Source organism: Microbacterium sp. NPDC087665, from assembly GCF_044743285.1.
Taxonomy (GTDB): domain Bacteria; phylum Actinomycetota; class Actinomycetes; order Actinomycetales; family Microbacteriaceae; genus Microbacterium.
In genome coordinates this window covers 19,820-41,460 of record NZ_JBIUWD010000005.1, presented here as the reverse complement: position 1 = coordinate 41,460, position 21,641 = coordinate 19,820, and the positions used below count along the sequence as shown (strand labels likewise).

Genomic DNA, 21,641 nt, shown 5'->3' with positions numbered 1-21,641 from the left:
GAGCGGAGCGAGACGAAGGGTCCGCACCCGATCTACGGAGATCTCTGTGCTGCGCACCATCGGCGGGCGACTGCTGTTCCTCATCCCCACCCTGATCGGCCTCAGCATCCTGCTGTTCGCCTGGGTCAGGGCCCTTCCCGGCGGCCCCGCCGTCGCCCTTCTCGGTGAGAAGGCGACTCCCGAGGCCGTCGCCCGAGTCAACGAGCTCTACGGATTCGACAAGCCGATCCTCGAGCAGTACTTCATCTGGGTGGGCCGGTTGCTGCAGGGCGACTTCGGTACGTCCATCCAGACCAACCGTCCCGTCATCGAAGAGTTCTTCCGGAGGTTCCCAGCGACCATCGAACTGAGCGTTCTGGCGCTCATCTTCGCGGTGGGCGTGGGAATCCCGCTCGGATACTGGGCGGCCAGACGGCACGGCAAGTTCACCGACCACGCTTCGGTCGTGCTGAGCCTGCTCGGGATCACCATCCCCGTCTTCTTCCTCGCCTTCATCCTCAAGTACGTCTTCGCGGTCCAGTTGGGCTGGCTGCCGTCCGACGGCAGACAGAACCCGCGCATCGACGCGACGCATCCGACCGGCTTCTACGTCTGGGACGGCCTCATCACCGGCGAGTTCGATGCCGCGTGGGATGCCCTCCTCCACCTCGTGCTGCCGGCGCTCGCCCTCGGCACGATCCCGCTCGCGATCATCGTGCGCATCACGCGCGCGAGCGTGCTGGAGGTGCAGAACGCCGACTACGTGCGCACCGGCCGGGCCAAGGGCGTGGGAACGTCGACGCTGCGCAGCCGCTTCATCCTGCGCAACGCCATGCTCCCCGTCATCACGACGATCGGGCTCCAGACCGGGCTCCTGATCTCGGGGGCGGTGCTCACCGAGACGGTGTTCGCCTTCCCTGGCATCGGGTCGTTCCTCGCCCGAGCGATCTTCACCCGAGACTTCCCGGTGCTCCAGGGGTTCATCATCTTCATCGCCATCGCGTACGCGCTGATCAACCTCGCCGTCGACGTCTCGTACAGCTTCATCGATCCGAGAGTGAGGGTCCAGTGATGCACACCACCATCTCTCGAAAGGGGTTCACGTCATGAGCGTCGCACTCCCACCCGCCCAGGGCGGCGAGATCATCGACACGGTCGCCGTCGCCCAAGCCGGGCTCAAGGACGGTTCCGGTGGTTTCTGGCGCGATGTGTTCCGTCGCATCCGCCGCAACCCGACCGCGTGGATCGGCGCGGCCATCGTCGTGCTGTTCCTCCTGGTCGCCGCCCTCGCGCCGATCCTCGCCCCGTATCCCGAGACCGCGCTCCCCGGCGCGAAGTTCATCACGCCGACCTACATCCCCGGTCCCGGTGAACTGCCGCAGTTCCCGCTCGGACTCGACCGCTTCGGCGGCGACGTGCTCTCGAAGCTCATCTGGGGCGCGCAGGCGTCTCTGATGGTCGGTGTCATCTCGACCGCGATGGGACTCGTCGGCGGCATGCTGCTCGGACTCCTCGCCGGCACGTTCGGCGGCTGGGTCGACACGATCATCATGCGCTTCGTCGACATCATCCTGTCGGTGCCGAACCTGCTGCTGGCGGTGTCGATCGCCGCGATCCTCGGGCAGACGCCGTTCGCGGTGATGATCGCGATCGGAGCCTCGCAGGTGCCGATCTTCGCGCGCCTGCTGCGGGCGTCGATGCTGCAGCAGCGATCGAGCGACTACGTTCTCTCGGCCCAGACCCTCGGTCTCGGTCGCGGGCGCATCACGATGTCGCACGTGCTGCCGAACGCCATCGGGCCGGTGATCGTGCAGGGAACCCTCACGCTCGCCACCGCCGTGATCGATGCGGCGGCCCTGTCGTTCCTCGGCCTCGGCGGCGGACGCCCCGAGACGGCCGAGTGGGGGCGCATGCTCACCTACGCGCAGGCCGAACTCGCCATCGCCCCGTGGTTGGCGTTCCTCCCCGGTATCTGCATCGCGGTCACCGCGCTCGGCTTCACCCTGTTCGGTGAGGCGCTGCGCGAGGCCATGGACCCGAGGACGCGTGCCCGATGACCGGCAAGGAGAATCAGATGAGCGGCGTTCCGCTGCTGTCCGTCGAGGGCCTCGCCGTCGACTTCGCCACGATCGACGGTGTCGTGCATGCCGTCGAGGGCGTCGACCTGGAGATCTCGCCCGGCGAGACCGTCGCGATCGTGGGCGAGTCCGGATCGGGCAAGTCCACCACCGCGATGGCGATCATCGGCCTGCTCGCCGGGGGAGGGAAGATCGCCGCGGGGAGCATCCGCCTCGACGGGCGAGACATCTCCCACGCCTCCGAGCACGACCTGCGGGCGATCCGCGGGCGTGACATCGGTCTGGTGCCGCAAGACCCGATGTCGAACCTCAACCCGGTCGCCAAGGTCGGTACGCAGGTCGCCGAGACGCTGCTCGCGCACGGACTGGCCACGCGTCAGAACGTGCGCGAGAAGGTCGTCGAGGCTCTCACTGCGGCAGGTCTCCCCGATCCGGAGCGCCGGGCGAAGCAGTATCCGCACGAGTTCTCGGGTGGCATGCGGCAGAGGGCGCTGATCGCGATCGGTCTCGCCTGCAAGCCGCGCCTGCTGATCGCCGACGAGCCCACCAGCGCACTCGACGTGACGGTGCAGCGCACCATCCTCGACCAGATCGGCGCGATGACGCGCGAGCTCGGCACCGCCGTGCTGCTCATCACGCACGACCTGGGGCTCGCTGCGGAACGTGCCGAGCGGGTCGTGGTGATGCACCGCGGTCGTGTCGTCGAGCAGGGCCCGGCGCAGCAGATCCTCGAGAATCCGCAGCATCCGTACACGCAGTCGCTCGTGCAGGCGGCGCCGTCGGTGGCCGCCGCGCGTCTGCGGCCCGAGGCGTTCCACGTCGAGGAGCGCGAACCGGCCGCGCCGGTCGACGAGGCGGATGCTTCGGCTCCTGCCGCGACGCCGAAGGGCAAGACCGACAACATCGTCGAGATCGAGGGTCTCACGAAGGTCTATCCGGTGCGCGGGCGCGGTGAGGACTTCGTGGCGGTGAACGACGTGTCGCTCGCGATCCCGCGCGGCGAGACGGTGGCGATCGTGGGGGAGTCGGGCTCCGGCAAGACCACGACCGCACGGATGCTTCTGAAGGTGGTCGAGCCGACCAGCGGACTGATCCGGTACGAGGGCAAGGACATCTCCACCCTCAACCGGTCGGACACGCGCGACTTCCGTCAGCGGGTGCAGCCGATCTTCCAGGATCCGTACTCGAGCCTGAACCCGATGTTCACGATCGAGCGCCTGATCGCGGAGCCCCTCGAGTTCTACCGCCGGGGGAGCCGCAACGACCGGCGCAGCCGGGTGCGCAAGCTGCTCGACGACGTCGCCCTGCCGCAGTCGATGCTGAGCCGCTACCCCTCGGAGCTGTCCGGGGGTCAGCGTCAGCGCGTCGCGATCGCGCGGGCCCTGGCGCTGTCGCCCGAACTGATCGTGTGCGATGAGCCCGTGTCGGCCCTCGACGTGCTCGTGCAGGACCAGATCCTCACCCTGCTGGGAGACCTGCAGAGCGAGTACGGGCTGAGCTACCTCTTCATCTCGCACGACCTCGCGGTCGTGCGCCTCATCAGCGACTACGTGTGCGTGATGAAGGACGGCAGCCTCGTCGAGGCCGCGTCGTCGGAGGAGATCTTCACCAACCCGCGCGACCCGTACACGCGCCGGCTGCTCGCGTCGATCCCCGGGAACGAGCTCAACATCGCGTCCTGACGCGTCGGCCCGCCGAGTTATCCACAGGGATGCCGGCGGGCCGAGCGCGCGATCGTCGCATCTGCCTATGGTGTCCGGCATGCGTATCCAGATGACTTCCGCTGCCCTGCTGCTCGCCACCGCTGTCGCTCTCACCGGATGCTCCGGCGCCGATGAGGTCTCGGGCGGTGTGTCCGATGCGACGGGCAGCGAGTCGTCGGCTCCGTCGAGCGGCACCGGGTCCGCAGAGCTCGACGCCGAGCCGGCCGCGGGATCCGCTGTCGAAGGGTCGGGGTACACCCTGACTCTGCCGGAGGGGTGGGCCGTCACCGATCCGCAGACCTCCGGCGGCTTGACCACCGACCTCGTCGCCTCGGATCCGGCCGACGTCGATGGGTTCCCCGACGGTTTGAACGTGCTCGCTCCGGGCGGCGCGGTGACGCCCGAACAGATCGAGACGCTCAGCCCGCAGGAGCTCGAGTCGGCCGGTGCCTCCGATGTGACGGTCGAACCCCGCGTGATCGTCGGCGGCTCCGAGGCGGCGCACATCTCGGCGACGATCACCACGGGCGACGTGGAATACGCGGCCGATCAGTACTACGTGAGCGACGACGAGCAGACCTATGTGGTCACCTTCCAGTTCAGCACGTCGGTGCCCAAGGCCGACCGGGAGCGCACCGCCGAGTCCGTGCTCGTCACCTGGGCATGGAACTGATCGGGCGGACGGATCGCGTGTCGTACCGATTGGATAAGGTGTCTCGCATGCGCACTCCGATCCGTTCCGCTGCCCTCCTGCTCGCTGCCGCGCTCACGCTGACCGGATGCTCGACGCTGATCCCGACCGCGCAGGAGACGAGCGGCTCATCGTCGGCGCCCTCGGAGAGCGACGAGACGACGGCGAACGAGCTCGATGCCGCACCCGCCACCGGAGACACGATCACCGGCGACGGATACAGCTTCGTCGTGCCCGAGGGATGGGCCGATCCGCAGCAGGAGATCCCCGGCTTCGACCCCGACAGCTTCGCGGCGAACCTGCAAGACCCCGACGGGTTCGCCGACAACGTCAATGTGCTCAAGTCGCCGGCGGGCTTCGTGTCCGCCGACCAGGTCGAGACGCTCGGACTCAAAGAACTCGAGACGGTCGGGGCGACCGACGTCGCGGTGAACGAGCGGGTGAGCGTCGCGGGTTCCGAATCTGCCCACATCTCGGCGGCCATGTCGAGCGATGGGGTCTCGTACGTGGTCGACCAGTACTACGTGAGCACCGACGACCAGACATACATCGTCACCTTCTCGTTCAGTGACACGGTCCCCGCGGCCGAGCGCCAGCAGATCGCCGAGTCGATCCTCGTCACCTGGACCTGGGCCTGATCGCACCCCCACGGCTCCGGAGTCAGGGGAGCCAATACCGCAGCATTCGACATTGGTCAAGGACTGCGCTTGCCATGTCGTGGATTCATGCGTATAGTGAGTAGTTGCGCTCGCTTCTCCATGCCCTCATATGGTGGTCGGCATTTCGGTGAGCTTCTGAGCGCACACTCCACCTGACGACAAAGGAATCGAGAAGCCCTGCGGGGCTCACGGAGGTTATTCCCTTGGCTGCTGCTCGCAACGCATCCACATCCACCACCACTAAGAACGGACGCGGAGCTTCCCGCCTCTCGTTCGCCAAGATCTCCGACACGCTGACGGTCCCTGACCTTCTCGCCCTGCAGACCGAATCATTCGGTTGGCTCGTCGGTAACGACGACTGGAAGGCACGGGTGGCCGAGGCCAAGAAGGCCGGCCGCACAGACGTCAACGAGATCAGCGGTCTCGGCGAGATCTTCGAGGAGATCTCTCCCATCGAAGACCTCGGCGAAACGATGCAGCTCTCGTTCACGAACCCGTACCTCGAGCCCGAGAAGTACTCGATCGAGGAGTGCAAGGAGCGCGGCAAGACGTACGCCGCCCCGCTGTACGTCGAGGCCGAGTTCATGAACCACCTCACGGGTGAGATCAAGACCCAGACGGTCTTCATGGGCGACTTCCCGCTCCAGACCGGCAAGGGCACGTTCATCATCAACGGCTCCGAGCGCGTCGTCGTCTCGCAGCTGGTGCGTTCGCCCGGTGTGTACTTCGACAAGAGCCCCGACAAGACGTCCGACAAGGACATCGTGTCGGCGCGCGTCATCCCGAGCCGTGGTGCATGGCTCGAGTTCGAGATCGACAAGCGCGATCAGGTCGGCGTTCGCATCGACCGCAAGCGCAAGCAGTCGGTGACCGTCTTCCTCAAGGCCCTCGGTATGACGAGCGAAGAGATCCTCACCGAGTTCGCCGGCTTCACCTCCATCGAGGAGACGCTCGCGAAGGACACGATCGTCACGAAGGAAGATGCGCTCCGCGACATCTACCGCAAGCTCCGTCCGGGCGAGCAGGTCGCTGCCGAGGCTGCGCGTGCGCTCCTCGACAACTTCTACTTCAACCCGAAGCGCTACGACCTCGCGAAGGTCGGTCGTTACAAGATCAACCAGAAGCTCGGTCTCGACGCGCCGCTCAGCGACTCCGTCCTCACCGTGCAGGACATCGTCGCGACGATCAAGTACCTCGTGCGCATTCACGCCGGTACCGAGACGTTCGAGGGCATCCGCGGTGGCAAGAAGGCCGAGATCCGTCTCGCGACCGACGACATCGACAACTTCGGCAACCGTCGCATCCGCGCGGTCGGCGAGCTGATCCAGAACCAGGTCCGCACCGGTCTGTCCCGCATGGAGCGCGTCGTCCGCGAGCGCATGACCACGCAGGACATCGAGGCCATCACGCCGCAGACCCTGATCAACGTGCGCCCCGTCGTCGCCGCGATCAAGGAGTTCTTCGGAACGTCGCAGCTGTCGCAGTTCATGGATCAGAACAACCCGCTCGCGGGTCTGACCAACAAGCGTCGTCTGTCTGCGCTCGGCCCCGGTGGTCTCTCCCGTGACCGCGCCGGCGTCGAGGTGCGTGACGTGCACCCCTCGCACTACGGCCGCATGTGCCCGATCGAGACCCCTGAAGGCCCGAACATCGGTCTGATCGGTGCTCTCGCGACCTTCGCGCGCATCAACTCGTTCGGTTTCATCGAGACCCCGTACCGCAAGGTCACCGGCGGTGTCGTCACCGAGCACATCGATTACCTGACCGCTTCCGAAGAGGTCGACTTCAACATCGCGCAGGCCAACGCCCCGCTCGATGCCAAGGGTCGCTTCATCGAGAGCCACGTCCTGGCACGCCCCAAGGGCGGCAGCGGCGAGGTCGACATGTTCCTGCCGGAAGACATCGGATACATCGATGTCTCGCCGCGTCAGATGGTGTCGGTCGCCACGTCGCTCGTGCCCTTCCTCGAGCACGACGATGCACAGCGCGCCCTCATGGGTGCCAACATGCAGCGTCAGGCTGTGCCGCTGCTCCGCAGCGACTCGCCGCTCGTCGGAACCGGTATGGAGGGCTACACCGCCATCGACGCCGGTGACGTGCTCACGGCCGAGAAGCCGGGTGTCGTCTCCGAGGTCTCCGCTGACCGCGTCGTCGTCATGCTCGACGAGGGCGGCACGCAGGAATACCACCTGCGCAAGTTCGACCGCTCCAACCAGGGCACGTCGTACAACCAGAAGGTCGTCGTCTCCGCCGGTGAGCGCGTCGAGGTCGGAGAGGTCATCGCTGATGGCCCCGCCACCGAGAACGGCGAGCTGGCCCTCGGAAAGAACCTCCTCGTCGCGTTCATGACGTGGGAAGGCTACAACTTCGAGGACGCGATCATCCTCAGCCAGGACCTGGTGAAGGACGACACCCTCTCCTCGATTCACATCGAGGAGTACGAGGTCGACGCTCGCGACACCAAGCTCGGCAAGGAGGAGATCACCCGTGACCTCCCCAACGTCAGCCCTGAGCTGCTGAAGGACCTCGACGAGCGCGGCATCATCCGCATCGGCGCCGAGGTTCGCCCCGGCGACATCCTCGTCGGCAAGGTCACGCCGAAGGGCGAGACCGAGCTGTCGGCGGAAGAGCGTCTGCTCCGCGCGATCTTCAACGAGAAGAGCCGCGAGGTGCGCGACACGTCGCTCAAGGTTCCTCACGGTGAGCAGGGCACGATCATCGCCGTCAAGGAGTTCAACGCCGAAGACGGCGACGACGAGCTCGGCTCCGGCGTCAACCGCCGCGTCGTGGTCTACATCGCCCAGAAGCGCAAGATCACCGAGGGTGACAAGCTCGCCGGCCGTCACGGCAACAAGGGTGTCATCGCCAAGATCCTGCCGATCGAGGACATGCCGTTCCTCGCCGACGGAACCCCGGTCGACATCGTCCTGAACCCGCTCGGTATTCCGGGTCGAATGAACTTCGGCCAGGTGCTGGAGACCCACCTCGGGTGGATCGCCAAGCAGGGCTGGAAGGTCGAGGGCACCCCGGAGTGGGCAGCTCGTCTGCCGGAGCAGGCTTTCGAGGCTGCTCCCGGCACGAAGGTCGCCACCCCGGTGTTCGACGGTGCGTCAGAGGAGGAGATCGCTGGTCTCCTCGACGTCACGCTGCCGACGCGCGACGGTGTGCGCCTGATCGACTCGACCGGAAAGACGCAGCTGTTCGACGGCCGCTCCGGCGAGCCGTTCCCGGCGCCGATCTCGGTGGGCTACATGTACATCCTGAAGCTGCACCACCTGGTCGACGACAAGATCCACGCACGCTCGACGGGTCCGTACTCGATGATCACCCAGCAGCCGCTCGGTGGTAAGGCGCAGTTCGGTGGACAGCGCTTCGGTGAGATGGAGGTGTGGGCCCTCGAGGCCTACGGCGCCGCATACGCCCTCCAGGAGCTCCTCACGATCAAGTCCGACGACATCCTCGGCCGCGTCAAGGTCTACGAGGCGATCGTCAAGGGCGAGAACATCCAGGAGCCCGGCATCCCCGAGTCGTTCAAGGTGCTCATGAAGGAGATGCAGTCGCTCTGCCTGAACGTCGAGGTCCTCTCGGCCGACGGCACGCTCGTCAACCTCCGTGACACCGACGACGAGGCCTTCCGTGCAGCGGAAGAGCTCGGAATCAACATCTCCAGCCGCTTCGAGGCCGCCTCGATCGACGAGATCTAATCCTTCGGTGGGCTCGGGGATCACTCCCTGAGCCCGCCGAAGCAGACTTCTCAAAAAGAATTCCGACACAGGAGAATTAGTGCTCGAGTCAAATACTTTCGATGAGCTTCGCATCGGCCTGGCAACCGCGGACCACATCCGCGCGTGGTCGTTCGGTGAGGTCAAGAAGCCCGAAACCATCAACTACCGCACCCTGAAGCCCGAGAAGGACGGTCTCTTCGGAGAGCAGATCTTCGGACCTTCCCGCGACTGGGAGTGCGCCTGCGGCAAGTACAAGCGTGTCCGCTTCAAGGGCATCGTCTGCGAGCGCTGCGGCGTGGAGGTCACCAAGAGCTCCGTCCGTCGTGAGCGCATGGGTCACATCGAGCTCGCCGCTCCCGTCACCCACATCTGGTACTTCAAGGGTGTTCCCTCGCGCCTCGGCTACCTGCTCGACATGGCGCCGAAGGACCTCGAGAAGGTCATCTACTTCGCTGCCTACATGGTCATCTCGGTCGACGAGGATGCTCGTCACCGCGACCTGGGCACGCAGGAGAACAACATCCGCCTCGAGCTGAAGACGCTCAGCGACCGTCGCGACTCGAAGATCGCGGAGCGCCTCGCACGCCTCGAAGAGGAGCTCGCTGCTCTCGAGGCCGAGGGTGCCAAGGCCGACGCCAAGAAGAAGGTCAAGGACGCCGCCGAGAAGGAGATGTCGCTCATCCGCAAGGGTGCCGACGAGGCGATCGCCAAGCTCGAGCGCGTGTGGGAAGACTTCCGCACCCTCGAGGTCGGCGCACTGCGTCCGGAAGACGACGTCTTCCACGAGCTGCAGGACCGTTTCGGTCAGTACTTCGAGGCTTACATGGGCGCCGAGTCGATCCAGCGTCGCCTCGCGGCGTTCGACCTCGCGGCCGAAGCCGAGAACCTGCGCCTTCAGATCTCCGAGGGCAAGGGCCAGCGCAAGATCCGTGCGATCAAGCGTCTCAAGGTCGTCAGCTCGTTCCTCGAGACCGGTATGAGCCCGGCCGCGATGGTTCTCGACGTCGTTCCGGTGATCCCGCCGGAGCTGCGCCCGATGGTGCAGCTCGACGGTGGCCGCTTCGCGACCTCCGACCTGAACGACCTGTACCGCCGCGTGATCAACCGCAACAACCGTCTTCGTCGTCTGATCGACCTCGGTGCCCCCGAGATCATCGTCAACAACGAGAAGCGCATGCTGCAGGAGGCCGTCGACGCACTGTTCGACAACGGTCGCCGTGGTCGCCCGGTCACCGGTACCGGAAACCGCGCTCTGAAGTCCCTCAGCGACATGCTGAAGGGTAAGCAGGGTCGTTTCCGTCAGAACCTGCTCGGCAAGCGCGTCGACTACTCGGGCCGTTCGGTCATCATCGTCGGACCGCAGCTGAAGCTGCACCAGTGCGGTCTGCCCAAGCAGATGGCTCTGGAGCTCTTCAAGCCGTTCGTGATCAAGCGCCTGATCGACCTCGGTCACTCGCAGAACATCAAGGCCGCCAAGCGTGCCGTCGAGCGCACCCGTCCCGAGGTCTGGGACGTGCTCGAGGAGATCATCCGCGAGCGTCCGGTTCTGCTGAACCGTGCGCCCACGCTGCACCGTCTCGGCATCCAGGCCTTCGAGCCTCAGCTCGTCGAGGGCAAGGCCATCCAGCTGCACCCGCTCGTCTGCGCGGCGTTCAACGCCGACTTCGACGGTGACCAGATGGCTGTCCACCTGCCGCTGTCGGTCGAGGCTCAGGCCGAGGCCCGCGTGCTGATGCTCGCGTCGAACAACATCCTGAAGCCGTCCGACGGACGCCCGGTCACCCTGCCTTCGCAGGACATGATCATCGGCCTGCACCACCTGACCACGGTCAAGGCGGGCGCAGCCGGTGAGGGCCGTGCATTCGGTTCGGTGGGCGAGGCGATCCTGGCGAAGGACGAGGGCACCCTCGACCTGCAGGCCAAGGTCCGCATCCGCATCCCGGGTCTGACGTTCCTCGAGGGCGACGCCCCCGAGAACTACGAGCGTCACGGTCTCGTCGATGCGTCGCTGGGTCAGGCGATCTTCAACGACACGCTGCCGAAGGGCTACCCCTTCGTCCGCGAGCAGGCTGACAAGAACAAGCTGTCGCAGATCGTCAACAAGCTGGCCGAGGAGTACCCGAAGGTCGAGACGGCCGCGTCGCTGGACCGCATCAAGGATGCCGGTTTCTACTGGGCCACGCGCTCCGGTGTGACCGTCGCCCTGAGCGACATTCTCACGCCGCCGAACAAGGCCGAGATCGTCGCCGGCTACGAGAAGCAGGCCGCGAAGGTCCAGTCCCAGTACGAGAAGGGCCTCACGACCGACACCGAGCGTCGTCAGGAACTGATCAAGATCTGGACCGAGGCGACCGACGAGGTTCAGGCCGCCATGAAGGCGAACTTCCCGGAAGACAACACCATCAACCGCATGGTGTCGTCGGGTGCTCGTGGTAACTGGCTGCAGATCCGGAACATCGCCGGTATGCGTGGTCTGGTGAACAACCCCAAGGGTGAGATCATCCCGCGTCCGATCATCTCCTCGTACCGCGAGGGTCTGTCGGTTGCGGAGTACTTCATCGCGACGCACGGTACCCGTAAGGGTCTGGCCGACACCGCTCTGCGTACCGCCGACTCGGGTTACCTGACCCGTCGTCTGGTGGATGTCTCGCAGGACGTCATCATCCGCGAAGAGGACTGTGGCACGTCGAAGGGCCTCGAGCTCCCGATCGCCGCTCCGAACGCACAGGGCGAGCTGGTTCGCGACGCGAACGTCGAGAACTCGGTGTTCGCTCGTACGCTCGCCTCGGGTGTCGTCGACAGCAAGGGCGAGGTTCTCGCCGAGGCCGGTGACGACGTGGGCGACGTGCTCATCGACAAGCTGGTCGCGGCGGGTGTCGAGACCATCAAGGTGCGCTCGGTCCTCACCTGCGACTCCGCCGTCGGTGTCTGCGCACAGTGCTACGGCCGTTCGCTGGCGACGGGTAAGACCGTCGACATCGGCGAGGCCGTCGGCATCATCGCGGCACAGTCGATCGGTGAGCCCGGTACCCAGCTGACGATGCGTACCTTCCACACCGGTGGTTCGGCGTCGGCAGATGACATCACCCAGGGTCTCCCGCGTGTGCAGGAGCTCTTCGAGGCTCGTACCCCCAAGGGTGCGTCGCCGATCGCCGAGGCCGATGGCCGCATCACGATCGACGAGACGGACAAGGCCAAGAAGGTCATCCTGACGCCCGACAACGGTGACGAGCCGGTCATCTACCCGGTTCTGCGTCGCGCGACTCTCCTCGTGGAAGACGGGCAGCACGTCACGGTCGGTCAGCCGATCCTGGTGGGCACGCTCGACCCCAAGGAGGTCATGCGTGTCATGGGCGCCCGCGAGGTGCAGCGTTACCTCGTCAACGGCGTGCAGGGTGTGTACCGCTCGCAGGGTGTGCCGATTCACGACAAGCACATCGAGGTCATCGTCCGTCAGATGCTCCGCAAGGTCACCGTCGTCGATCACGCCGACACGACCCTGCTCCCGGGTGAGATGGTCGACCTCAAGCGCTACCAGGCGATCAACCGCGAGGCCGTGGCCGAGGGCAAGCGCCCCGCGTCGGGCCGTTCGGAGCTGATGGGTATCACGAAGGCGTCGCTCGCGACGGAGTCGTGGCTGTCGGCCGCTTCCTTCCAGGAGACGACCCGCGTGCTCACCGAGGCTGCGATGCAGGGCAAGCGCGACCCGCTGGTCGGTCTCAAGGAGAACGTCATCATCGGTAAGCTCATCCCCGCCGGAACCGGTCTCTCGAAGTACCGCAACGTCACGGTCGAGGCGACGGAAGAAGCCAAGAGCGAGCGCTACCCGAACCGGATCTTCGCATCCGACGGTGCGTACGCCGACGGTGACTTCGGTTACGTCGATTTCGACGCGTTCTCAACGGACGACGTCACCCCCGGTACCTACAACTGAGGTGTGACTGAATGACGAAGGCCCCGGGGTTCGCCCCGGGGCCTTCGTCATACCCTCGGCGCACGTGCCGCGGGCGGGTGGTTCAGCCGAAGACGCTCGCGATGATGCTCGCCGTATAGCCGGTCGGGGCGAGGTTGGAGTAGTTGGTATCGATGAGGATGTCGTCGCGCCAGAACAGCGTGCGTCCGTCGGTGACGGGGTACTGGGCGTTGGCCCAGGTCTTCTCGCACCGGGTGCCGCCGTCGGGGGTGAAGCAGCTGAAGCCGTCGTTGTCGGCGAGGGCGTTGAGCATCTCGAGCGCCGGTCCGCGGTTCATGTACGAGATCTTCGTGATGAGTCCGGTCGTGTCGGCCTGAGGGTAGCGCCAGATGCAGGTCAGGGTGCCGTCTGCGCCGACACCCGACGGGCCGAAGGCCGCGTCGTTGAGGGGCGTATCGCCGAGCTGCGACAGCACGTCGGCCGAGAGGATCGCCCGGCAGTCGGTCGGCAGCGCGATCGGCTCGGTCGTCGGTGTCGCCGACGGCGTGGGGGAGGGCGTATCCGTCTCATCGGATGATGTCGTCGTCGACGGGCTGGGCGAGGAACTCGCGTCGCCGGATCCGGATGAGCCCGGGTCGCAGGCCGTGAGGGCGGCGACGAGGACGAGGGCTGCGGCGGCGGTGAGGTGGCGTGCCTTCATGGCGTCACGGTACCGCGCCCGGCGCTTCGGGCGATGGAGGTGACGCTGTGTCGGGCGGGCGCGATAGTGTCAGCGGGTGAGTATCGACACTGCCGTCCCCGGGTCCGCCGTCGTCATCGGCGATGCGTTGATCGATGAGATCCGAGACGCGAGCGGCGTGCGTGAGCTCGTCGGCGGTGCGGCGCTGAACGTCGCCGTGGGGCTGCGGCGCCTCGGCGTGCCCACCACTCTCATCGCGATGGTCGGCGACGACGAAGCCGGCGCGCACATCCGCGAGTACCTGAACGACCACGGCGTGGCACTGATCGCCGGGCCTGCGCCGTTCGGCTCCTCGCGCGCCGTCGTGCAGCGTTCGGCGAGCGGCGAGCCGGAGTACGTGTTCAATGAGGCGGCGAAGAAGCGCAGCATCCGCTATTCCGCGGAGGCGCGACAGGCGATCGCCGACTCCGCGCTCGTGGCGATCAGTTGCTTCCCGTTCGACGTTCCTGCCGAGGTCGATGCTCTGGCGGATGCTCTCGGCGACGCGCACGTGGCGATCGATCCCAACCCTCGTGCGGGCATGCTGAGCGACCGCGACGAGTTCGTGCGCGGGTTCGAGCGGCTCGCGGCGGCGGCCGCGATCGTCAAGGTCGGCGCAGATGACGCTGCTCTCCTCTACGGCGGCGACCTCGACGCCCTGCGGGCCCGTCTTCGGGGTCTGGGCGTCGAGGCGGTGCTCGCCACCGCCGGGGCAGACGGCGCCATCATCGAAGCGGATGCCGCGACCGTCACCGCGCCGATCTCTCAGTTGCCGGGCCGCATCGTCGACACGGTCGGTGCCGGCGATGCGACGCTCGCCGCGGTCGCTGCCGGCCTCGTGGCCGCGTCACCGACCACGGCCGACGGCTGGCAGATTCTGCTGCAGCGAGCGATGGATATCGCCGCCGCCACGTGCCGCGCCGAGGGCGGTCTGCTGCGCACTCCGGAGACGCTCGCCGAGGCGGAGCGCGGGGTTCACGGCAGCTGAGCCCTCGATTTCATCCGCCCGCTCCGAGCAGGTATGATGAATTCTCGTGCCCCCGGTTGGCTGTTCAAGTTGGACGGGTGCGCTCTGGCGAGTTACCCAAGCGGCCAAAGGGATCTGACTGTAAATCAGACTGCTCAGCATTCGGGGGTTCGAATCCCTCACTCGCCACGATCCGCACCATGACGCGGATGTAAGGCCCCCACTGAATCGGTACTCGATTCGCTGGGGGCCTTCTTAGTGTCCCGCGGGCACAGTTGCGGGCACAGCGGTGCGCGCGGAGGGCGGTAGGAGGGCCAAGCCGCCCTCTATGCTGATCACGTTCGACCGAGCGCAGATGGCTGCCCTACCCAAGCACGGGTGATCGATCTGCGGGCTGAGCGGGCGCGGATTGCCGAGCGCGCGCTGTCCAAGGCGAATGATCTGCTGAACCTCACGGAAGCACCGCACGAGCTGACGCACCGGGATACGGATGGAGTGCTTCACCGCGCCAACCATCAAGAAACCAACCGCGGCCGACGTGCAGCGTTACCTCGTCGGGTTCGGCGTGGTCATGGACAAGCACCTGCTGCTGATCCGTCACGACAGCGACGACCGGGAGCTGTCATCCGTAGACAAGTGGATCGCCCATCTGATGGCGAGGGCGCTCCTGAAGAGGAGACGCGAACCACCCGTCCCAGCTGACCCTCGCGAGGCGGTTCGAGGGTGGGGTTGCACTTATAAGTGAAAAACTGCAATGATTAGGCATGCAAACTCAGGGGGTGGCGTGATGCCCGGTACCTTGGCCATTCGCGATCTTCTCGTCCCTGACGAGGAGCACAAGCGGCAAGCAGCGGAGATCGTGGAATCCGCTTCGGACGAGCCGCATCTATGTTTCAAGGTGGTGAGTAGTGCGGGCGATTTCGCGGTGCCCGATCACCTCTCATCGTTCGTATCTCACGTGCTGCACACAGTCGCTCAGGGAGCGATGATTCAAGTTCGAACGATGCCCGAAGAGGTGTCTACGACCGTCGCGGCCGACCATCTCGGAGTCTCTCGGCCAACGTTGATGAAGATGATCCGAGAGGGTGCGATTCAGGCGCATCTTGTTGGTACGCACCATCGCTTGAAGTGGAGCGACGTTGAGGATTGCGAAGCTCGTCGGTCCGCTAGTCGGCCTGACGCAGCTAAGCTCCTCCGCGACCTCGGCCGGGAGCTGGGCGACTAGGCCCGGTGTGATGTAGCCATGTCCGTTCAGCGCGTGTTCGTAGATGCCAATGTGCTGGCATCTCGCGTTCAGCGTGACTGGTTATTCCTCATCGGCGGCGAAGTTCGGATGTTCGACACGTACATCTCGGAGGACGTGCTCGCGGAAACGATAAGGGCGCATCGTCGTCGTCACCCTGATGCAGACGGCGGTGAGATCACCCGCCTGCGGTCAAGGCTGGTCAATGCAGCAGACCATATGGTTGATGACTTCCCCGGAGCGTTGACGTTCGTGGGTGCTGACACCCACGACCAGCACGTGCATGCGGCCGCAGCAGCTTGCGGTGCGCACAAGCTATTGACCTGCGACACCGGCTTTCTCGGGCTGGATGACGCGCTCATGGATCAGCTCCCTTACGAGCCGTGGCATCCCGATGACTTCTTCCTGCTCGTGAACGACTCTGCGCCGCATGCCGTGCGCGCTGTGGTTCAGGAGCAGATGCGCTACTGGCTGAAGCAAGATGGAGGTACGCCGGAACTCGCGGGCAGGCTGCAATCGGCGCAGTGCCCCGGATTCGCGAGCGTCGTTCGAAGTCATCTCGCAGCTCTCAGCGGGCCGGGTGGGCTTCGAGCATACGAGCGAACCCTGCTCCTTGAGGGAACGTCCGCGAGATAGCGTGCGCGCGTCCTCGCTCTGCCGTTCGTGATGCTGGGAATCGCCCGTCCGCGGGCGCTCCGCGGGCACACAGTGCCGGACACCCGAGGAGGCTCGCGGTTGCGCGCCAGCGGCCCAGGTATGCCGCGCCCCCACCGCAGTGGGGGAAAGGATGCCGTCCGGGACGACGGGTGCCTGCACTCTAGGCTGTGTGCATGCTGCAGTCTCTCTTCAACCGATGGAGGCGTTCGCGGGCGCCGTTCGTTCTCCCTGGCTCGTCCGCTGCAGAGCCAGCACGAATTCGGTCGCACGAGGCCGCCTGGGGGAACGTCACCATTTATTTCGTGCACACGTTGACCACGAAGAAGCCCATCGTCCTCGGCCGAGCCGTCCACAAGCTGCTGAAATCGGAGCTTGCGCGGACGGCGGCCTGGCCGTCCGAAGACGTTGTGCGCCTGTCGCCGGAGCTCGCCAAAGTGGACCGTGGCGCCGCGAAACTTCGTCGCCTCAATGCCTGGTCGGACGCACGCAGCTGGTCATCGCTGGGCAGGCTGTTCATCCGCCATCCTCTTAAGGTAGTGCAGCTGTTGGGGGCCGCGATATACGGCCTGTTCGCGTCGAGGAGCGGCGACGATGACAACCTCCCCGACCTTGCGGACAGCATCCGCGAGGTCGAGAGAATGCTGGTTAGACAACAGCAAATCCTCGTCATGGAACGCCAGGTCGATCGGGAACTGTTCGCGCAGGAGATCACCATCGACGAGCCGTTTGTGCGCATGCAGATGCGCGGTAGCTACCACACCATCGTCGTGGACGGGAAAGAGGCTCATGTGGTCCTTGAACCACGACTTCTTCTTCACCGGGACGGAGCGATTCAGATCACCGTGGGAGTGGCCCTTCCCGCCGGACTTGACACAACGCACCTTATCGAGGGAATCGCGCCGGAGGCCGACATCATCGCCAAGTCCGAGATACCTGAACCGTACGCCGGGAAAAACGCTCGATGGCATGGTGGGGAGTGGGCCGAGGAGTTGGATGCCGGCACACGTATGAGAGTCATCCACCATGAGGAACGCCTTGCGCTCTTCGACTGGATCGAGATCGCCGAGCAACGCATCCTCGCGCTCATCGGGGCGAAGAAGGATGGCACTGGGCTTGTGTACCCGGTCACGATTGCTGAGGCTGGTGCATGTTGCGATTCATGGGAGGCGCAGCACGCTGAGGATGTGGCGCAGGTGGTGTCGATGACGGTGACCCCGGCTGATGAGCGTTCCAACTATGTTCCCGGCCCGAGCATGGCTGCGACCTCGGGCACTCTCGTCCACGCGGACCTCGGGTCAGCGCTCATTGTGGAACTGCGGTCAGGGGAGCCAGGGGCGGACGACCTCGAGTACTCGTTGCTGTTCGAGAGGACCGTGCTGTTGTTCATGCGCTTGCGGGCGCTGGAGAAGAAGCTGATTGCGGTCTCCGCGAAGCCGAAAGAGGTGCGCCGCACCTACCGTGCTGCTCTGGAATTGGAGCGCGAGACGAGGGGAGGTCACATCCTGCATGGAGGTGCGAGGGATATCGCAGATCACGTTCTGGGGACGTTCGGTGTTCCGAGAATGCTGGAAGTCATCGCTCGTGCTCTGACCATTATGGGTGAGCGAGGTGCCACTCGCGCCAGCGAGAAAGCTGCCCGCACGGCGAACCGTTTCGCTGCAGTCAGCCTTTTCGTCGCCTTCGTCGCCGCAGTGCCGGCTGTGCCCAGTATTCTGAACTTTGTTGCAGCGCAGCGGCAGGCGGACCCCAATGCCACAGGGTGGGCTATCGCTCAGGACCTGTTGAACTCTCCACTGCAACTATCGGTGCTGTTGGCCGCAGTGGTCGGCGGAGTCGTTCTCATGAACGTCGTGGTGGTGGTTGTGAAGGTCGTCCGGCTGGCGTTGTCGTGGCGCAAACGCGGGTGGGCGTCACTGGTGCGAGGGTGGCGGATTGTTAGCGGCCCCGATCCGGAGCAGGACGCGGGCATCGTGTGAGCGTAAATGCGCCCGAGGCCGGCCCCCGGGCGCATCCGTTTGTGCGGGACGCACTTAGTAGCGGTGTGAAACCGGGCTTCGGTGGAAGCCGCTGTTCCCACCCGGCGGGATTGCCGGGAGTCTGAAGTGACGGACTCGCGCGCTAACATATCCGCTCGTTCGCGAGGGCGCCCCGCGCAGGTGAGCGCCAGAACTGTGTGACGTCGGTCAATCCTGCAGCTTGTATGGCCGCATCTTCCGTCCTGCCGATGCTCGTCGTTCGAGCGCACCGTCCCAGGCCGCGAGCAGTCGATGCGCTGACTTCAACGACGGGTACCCGGCGGCGAGGGGGCCGCGTTCGCAGCTCGCGGGCGAACCGTGTACGGGATGACATCGTCGGCGGGTGGAGTCAAATCTACGCACTCGCCGGCGGATGCCCGACGGCGCAGTGTGACCCGAGACGTTCCCTCACCGACGGTGGGCTGGCCTGTCTCGGTGGCCGATGTCTACCGCTCGCGGTAGAAATGCAGCATGCTCAAGTCATCAGGACAGCCATGACACATATCCAGGAATGGTTTCGACGTCTCAACGCACTAGATGAGAGCGCCGACGACGCCACCCAAGGCGCGGCGTTCCGTGTTCTCGCCACCTCTGCTCTTGACATCGACGGCTCAATCATCCGTGTTGAGCCGACCGGCCGAGTCGCCGAGTCGTTCGGGTCCATGCCGGCGCAGATGAGCGTTCTGCATCTCCTTGACGAGGGAGGGCCCGCGAACGTGCGCCGAAGTCAAGCGCTTGCCACGCAGCTCGGCGCAGTGATCACTCTCGCTCTCGGGCGACGTGTCCGCGTCGCCGCCGACGAGATCGTGGCCCGGATGGACGGCGCCGACCACGTGAATTTCATCCCTTCTGGCCTGAACGGTCGAGAGCTCAATGGCCCGATTGAGGGTAACCAGAAACGACTCGTCGAAACGATGCTCACCCGTATCGCTGGTCTCAGCGACGACGACGCCACGCCCATCCTCGCTGCCAGCGAGCTGCACTACGCGGCCACCCAACTCTTTGATGTCGACCTGCACACTGCCTTCACACTCCTGGTGGCCGGCCTGGAAACGCTGGCTGGGCAATTCGAGGCGCAACCAGCCACATGGGATACGTTCAACGACGCGGCGCACTGGGACACTGTGTTCGAAAGGCTTGGTCTCGACGGTGCCCAAGCCGAGGCGATGCGGGAGGAGCTCCTCGTCGATAAGCACCTCAGACTCCGCCAGCGGTTCGCAACGTACACCCTCCGCATGCTCACTCCGGGTTTCTGGCGGCACGCGGTGCGAGACTTCACACCCTCGTACACCTTCGCGGCTGCATCGTCGTCGTTCACGGGGTTGCGGGAAGTGAAGACACCCACCCCGATGGAGGTCATCGTGCCCCGAGACCCTGCCGTGCTGCGGCGCCGCCTTCTTGCCTGTTATGACGCGCGCAGCACGTTCGTGCACGCCGGAACAAAGGCCATGGACGCCGACGCGCCGCTGCTTTCGCGGTCCGGAGCTCCGATCCGCAACAACTCGCCTCTGGAGTTCACTGCGCTCCGCCGCATCCGCGAGTGGGTACTGAGGCAAGAGATCGCGCAGCGGTCCCGTCCGGCAGTGCTCCCTGACTGCATCTTGGGACGAGCATGAACGTCTGGGAACGGCTGCGAAAGCCCGCGCGACCACATACGAACGAACGACGTGCGTTCGATCTGCATGCGGACCTGCCGCCCTTGCGCGTCGTTATCGACCCACTCGTGCCGCTGACTCCCGACATCGAAAGCTACTTCGACCTCCTCCGCCGTGCTGACGTGAGCATCCTAATACTCCGGCGCCGAGCGCAGCACCAGCTTCTCGCGTCCGGAGACTATTCCGTCGTGACGCCCGAAGAGACACCAATTGACAACGGTTGGGGTGGGGTCATCGAGAAGCACGAGAACGGGGCGGTGCGCCGCGCGATCCCGTTCGCACAGAAGAACACCGAGTCGGCATTCAACTGGGCGAAACGCTACGGCTTGGATCCCGTCGCGGCGCGCGCCCGCGAGCTGGACGCGCAAGCTGCAATATCTCTGGACGCCGACCTTTACGTCACCGACAATGAGTTCGCGCTCCACCGCAAGATGATGCGCAGCGCGTGCACGGTGTCAGATGCCCTCGCGGTCATCGGGCTGCATCAGCGGCTGCGTAGCCGCGTGTTGGTTGGGCCGGAGGATGCCCAGTTCATCACGAAGTGGATGGCAGAGCGGGTGCAGGTGACAGCGATGCTTCCCCACGTCGACGCCCAGTTCAACGACGTAGCGGACAGGCCGGCCGGAGACCGGGCGCTCTCGATGCTGCGCGCCATGCTCGTCCGGCTGGAACGCGCGCTCGCAGCGCGCGACCGTCTGCTCGTCACCTCGTTGCACCCGGACGGACTGATTGGGTTCGAAGCTCCAGACGAGCTCGTCGAACGAGCTGTCGTTGCACTTCAAGGTGTGCTGGACGCCGTGGCTCGAGCACTCAACGCGCAGCTCACCACGCCGGTTCCCGAAGCGGAAGCGTCCTTCTCTAGAAAGTCGTTTCGAGCACAGCTACCTTTCCAGACCAGAAAACTGGTTGAAGACCCAGACAACCGCGCGATACGGGAGATCATCTCCGTGCTTCGCAACACCATCCACAATGAACCTTTCGGCCGCGCAGCGCACGAGAAGGACGGAGAAGTGGAACGCCTCGCGACGGTGGAGGGGGAACCCGGCGCGAAGTTCCGTGCGCTCGCTGCTCGTCTGATGACGACGGATCGATGGACGTTGTTCGAGACGAACTCCGCGATCCCCGATCTCGGGCTCGGGGTCGTGCTGCGTCCCATTCCTCTCGTTGACGAGCTCATCGTCAGATGCGCGGCACTCAGCGATGCCCTCATTGCATCCGCCCCATGGGCGATGCCACTTCTCCCCGACGCGGAGAAGACGGGTTGGGGGAGTGGGCCCTCGTTCATCCGCTCAGTTCAGCGGGGGTACGGACTGGATAACGCGGTACTCGCTCGCTAGCTGAAGTAGGGGCCACTGCTGAGCTCCGCAGTCTCGCGCCTGCAGCGACGTGCCGAACGACGGGTTAGAGATCAGTGGGTGGACGCCGGCTGCTATGCGTCGGGTGTTCCTCGAGAAGGGCGGAAAGCCCAGGTCGGGAGCACATCTCGCTGAGGCGCGCGATGGCCGGGAGGAATAACGCCGCCTCGCCAGAGGATTCGCCCGCGTACATGATGTCTATGACCCCTGTAACCTCAAGGCCTCCCGGAAAACCGAGAACACCCCACCACAACGTGAAGAACAAGGAGCCTCCGGTGCACGG

At 65.3% G+C, this 21,641-nt stretch carries 14 protein-coding genes and 1 tRNA gene; 14 read left to right on the top strand and 1 reads right to left on the bottom strand.

Annotation, left to right across the window (positions count from 1 at the left end):
* Positions 1–46: 46 nt before the first annotated feature.
* The 7 genes from ACIOSY_RS13110 (at position 47) to rpoC (ending at position 12,769) form a co-directional block, all read left to right on the top strand.
* Positions 47–1,051, top strand: a complete 1,005-nt coding sequence (locus ACIOSY_RS13110; protein ID WP_400853933.1) for an ABC transporter permease — start codon at positions 47–49, stop codon at positions 1,049–1,051.
* Positions 1,052–1,085: 34 nt separating this feature from the next.
* Positions 1,086–2,036 carry an ABC transporter permease gene (locus tag ACIOSY_RS13105; RefSeq protein ID WP_400853931.1) on the top strand — a complete coding sequence of 317 codons (951 nt, stop codon included), beginning with the start codon at positions 1,086–1,088 and terminating at the stop codon, positions 2,034–2,036.
* Positions 2,037–2,053: 17 nt separating this feature from the next.
* Positions 2,054–3,739 (top strand): ABC transporter ATP-binding protein, encoded by a 1,686-nt coding sequence (locus tag ACIOSY_RS13100; RefSeq protein ID WP_400853929.1) that lies wholly within the window; start codon positions 2,054–2,056, stop codon positions 3,737–3,739.
* Between the two features lie 91 nt (positions 3,740–3,830).
* Positions 3,831–4,433, top strand: coding sequence for a hypothetical protein (locus ACIOSY_RS13095; protein WP_400853927.1), 603 nt, complete (start codon positions 3,831–3,833; stop codon positions 4,431–4,433).
* A gap of 47 nt (positions 4,434–4,480) precedes the next feature.
* On the top strand, positions 4,481–5,089 hold the full coding sequence (locus ACIOSY_RS13090) for a hypothetical protein (protein ID WP_400853925.1): 609 nt from the start codon (positions 4,481–4,483) through the stop codon (positions 5,087–5,089).
* Positions 5,090–5,313: 224 nt separating this feature from the next.
* Positions 5,314–8,814: a DNA-directed RNA polymerase subunit beta gene (locus ACIOSY_RS13085; RefSeq protein ID WP_400853923.1), complete on the top strand. Its 3,501-nt coding sequence runs from the start codon at positions 5,314–5,316 to the stop codon at positions 8,812–8,814.
* Positions 8,815–8,893: 79 nt separating this feature from the next.
* Positions 8,894–12,769: a DNA-directed RNA polymerase subunit beta' gene (rpoC, locus tag ACIOSY_RS13080; RefSeq protein WP_400853921.1), complete on the top strand. Its 3,876-nt coding sequence runs from the start codon at positions 8,894–8,896 to the stop codon at positions 12,767–12,769.
* An 82-nt stretch (positions 12,770–12,851) separates the two neighbouring features.
* Here rpoC and ACIOSY_RS13075 read toward each other — a convergent pair whose 3' ends face one another.
* On the bottom strand, positions 12,852–13,448 hold the full coding sequence (locus ACIOSY_RS13075) for a hypothetical protein (RefSeq protein ID WP_400853919.1): 597 nt from the start codon (positions 13,446–13,448) through the stop codon (positions 12,852–12,854).
* Between the two features lie 76 nt (positions 13,449–13,524).
* On the opposite strand from ACIOSY_RS13075, the gene ACIOSY_RS13070 reads away from it, so the two are divergent.
* From ACIOSY_RS13070 to ACIOSY_RS13040, 7 genes are all read left to right on the top strand, one after another.
* A complete protein-coding gene (locus ACIOSY_RS13070; protein ID WP_400853917.1) occupies positions 13,525–14,454 on the top strand; it encodes a PfkB family carbohydrate kinase in 930 nt (309 codons plus the stop codon).
* Positions 14,455–14,540: 86 nt separating this feature from the next.
* Positions 14,541–14,622 (top strand) — tRNA-Tyr (locus ACIOSY_RS13065).
* 565 nt (positions 14,623–15,187) lie between these two features.
* Positions 15,188–15,658 (top strand): excisionase family DNA-binding protein, encoded by a 471-nt coding sequence (locus ACIOSY_RS13060; RefSeq protein ID WP_400853915.1) that lies wholly within the window; start codon positions 15,188–15,190, stop codon positions 15,656–15,658.
* Positions 15,659–15,676: 18 nt separating this feature from the next.
* On the top strand, positions 15,677–16,312 hold the full coding sequence (locus ACIOSY_RS13055; RefSeq protein ID WP_400853913.1) for a PIN domain-containing protein: 636 nt from the start codon (positions 15,677–15,679) through the stop codon (positions 16,310–16,312).
* A 194-nt stretch (positions 16,313–16,506) separates the two neighbouring features.
* Entirely contained in the window at positions 16,507–18,309 is a 1,803-nt protein-coding gene (locus ACIOSY_RS13050) for a hypothetical protein (RefSeq protein WP_400853911.1), read from the top strand.
* A gap of 533 nt (positions 18,310–18,842) precedes the next feature.
* A complete protein-coding gene (locus ACIOSY_RS13045; RefSeq protein ID WP_400853909.1) occupies positions 18,843–19,964 on the top strand; it encodes a hypothetical protein in 1,122 nt (373 codons plus the stop codon).
* The gene (locus tag ACIOSY_RS13040) at positions 19,961–21,340 is read left to right on the top strand and encodes a hypothetical protein (RefSeq protein ID WP_400853907.1); all 1,380 of its coding nucleotides are present in this window, start codon (positions 19,961–19,963) and stop codon (positions 21,338–21,340) included. Before ACIOSY_RS13045 ends, ACIOSY_RS13040 begins: the two co-directional genes overlap by 4 nt.
* Positions 21,341–21,641: the final 301 nt, after the last annotated feature.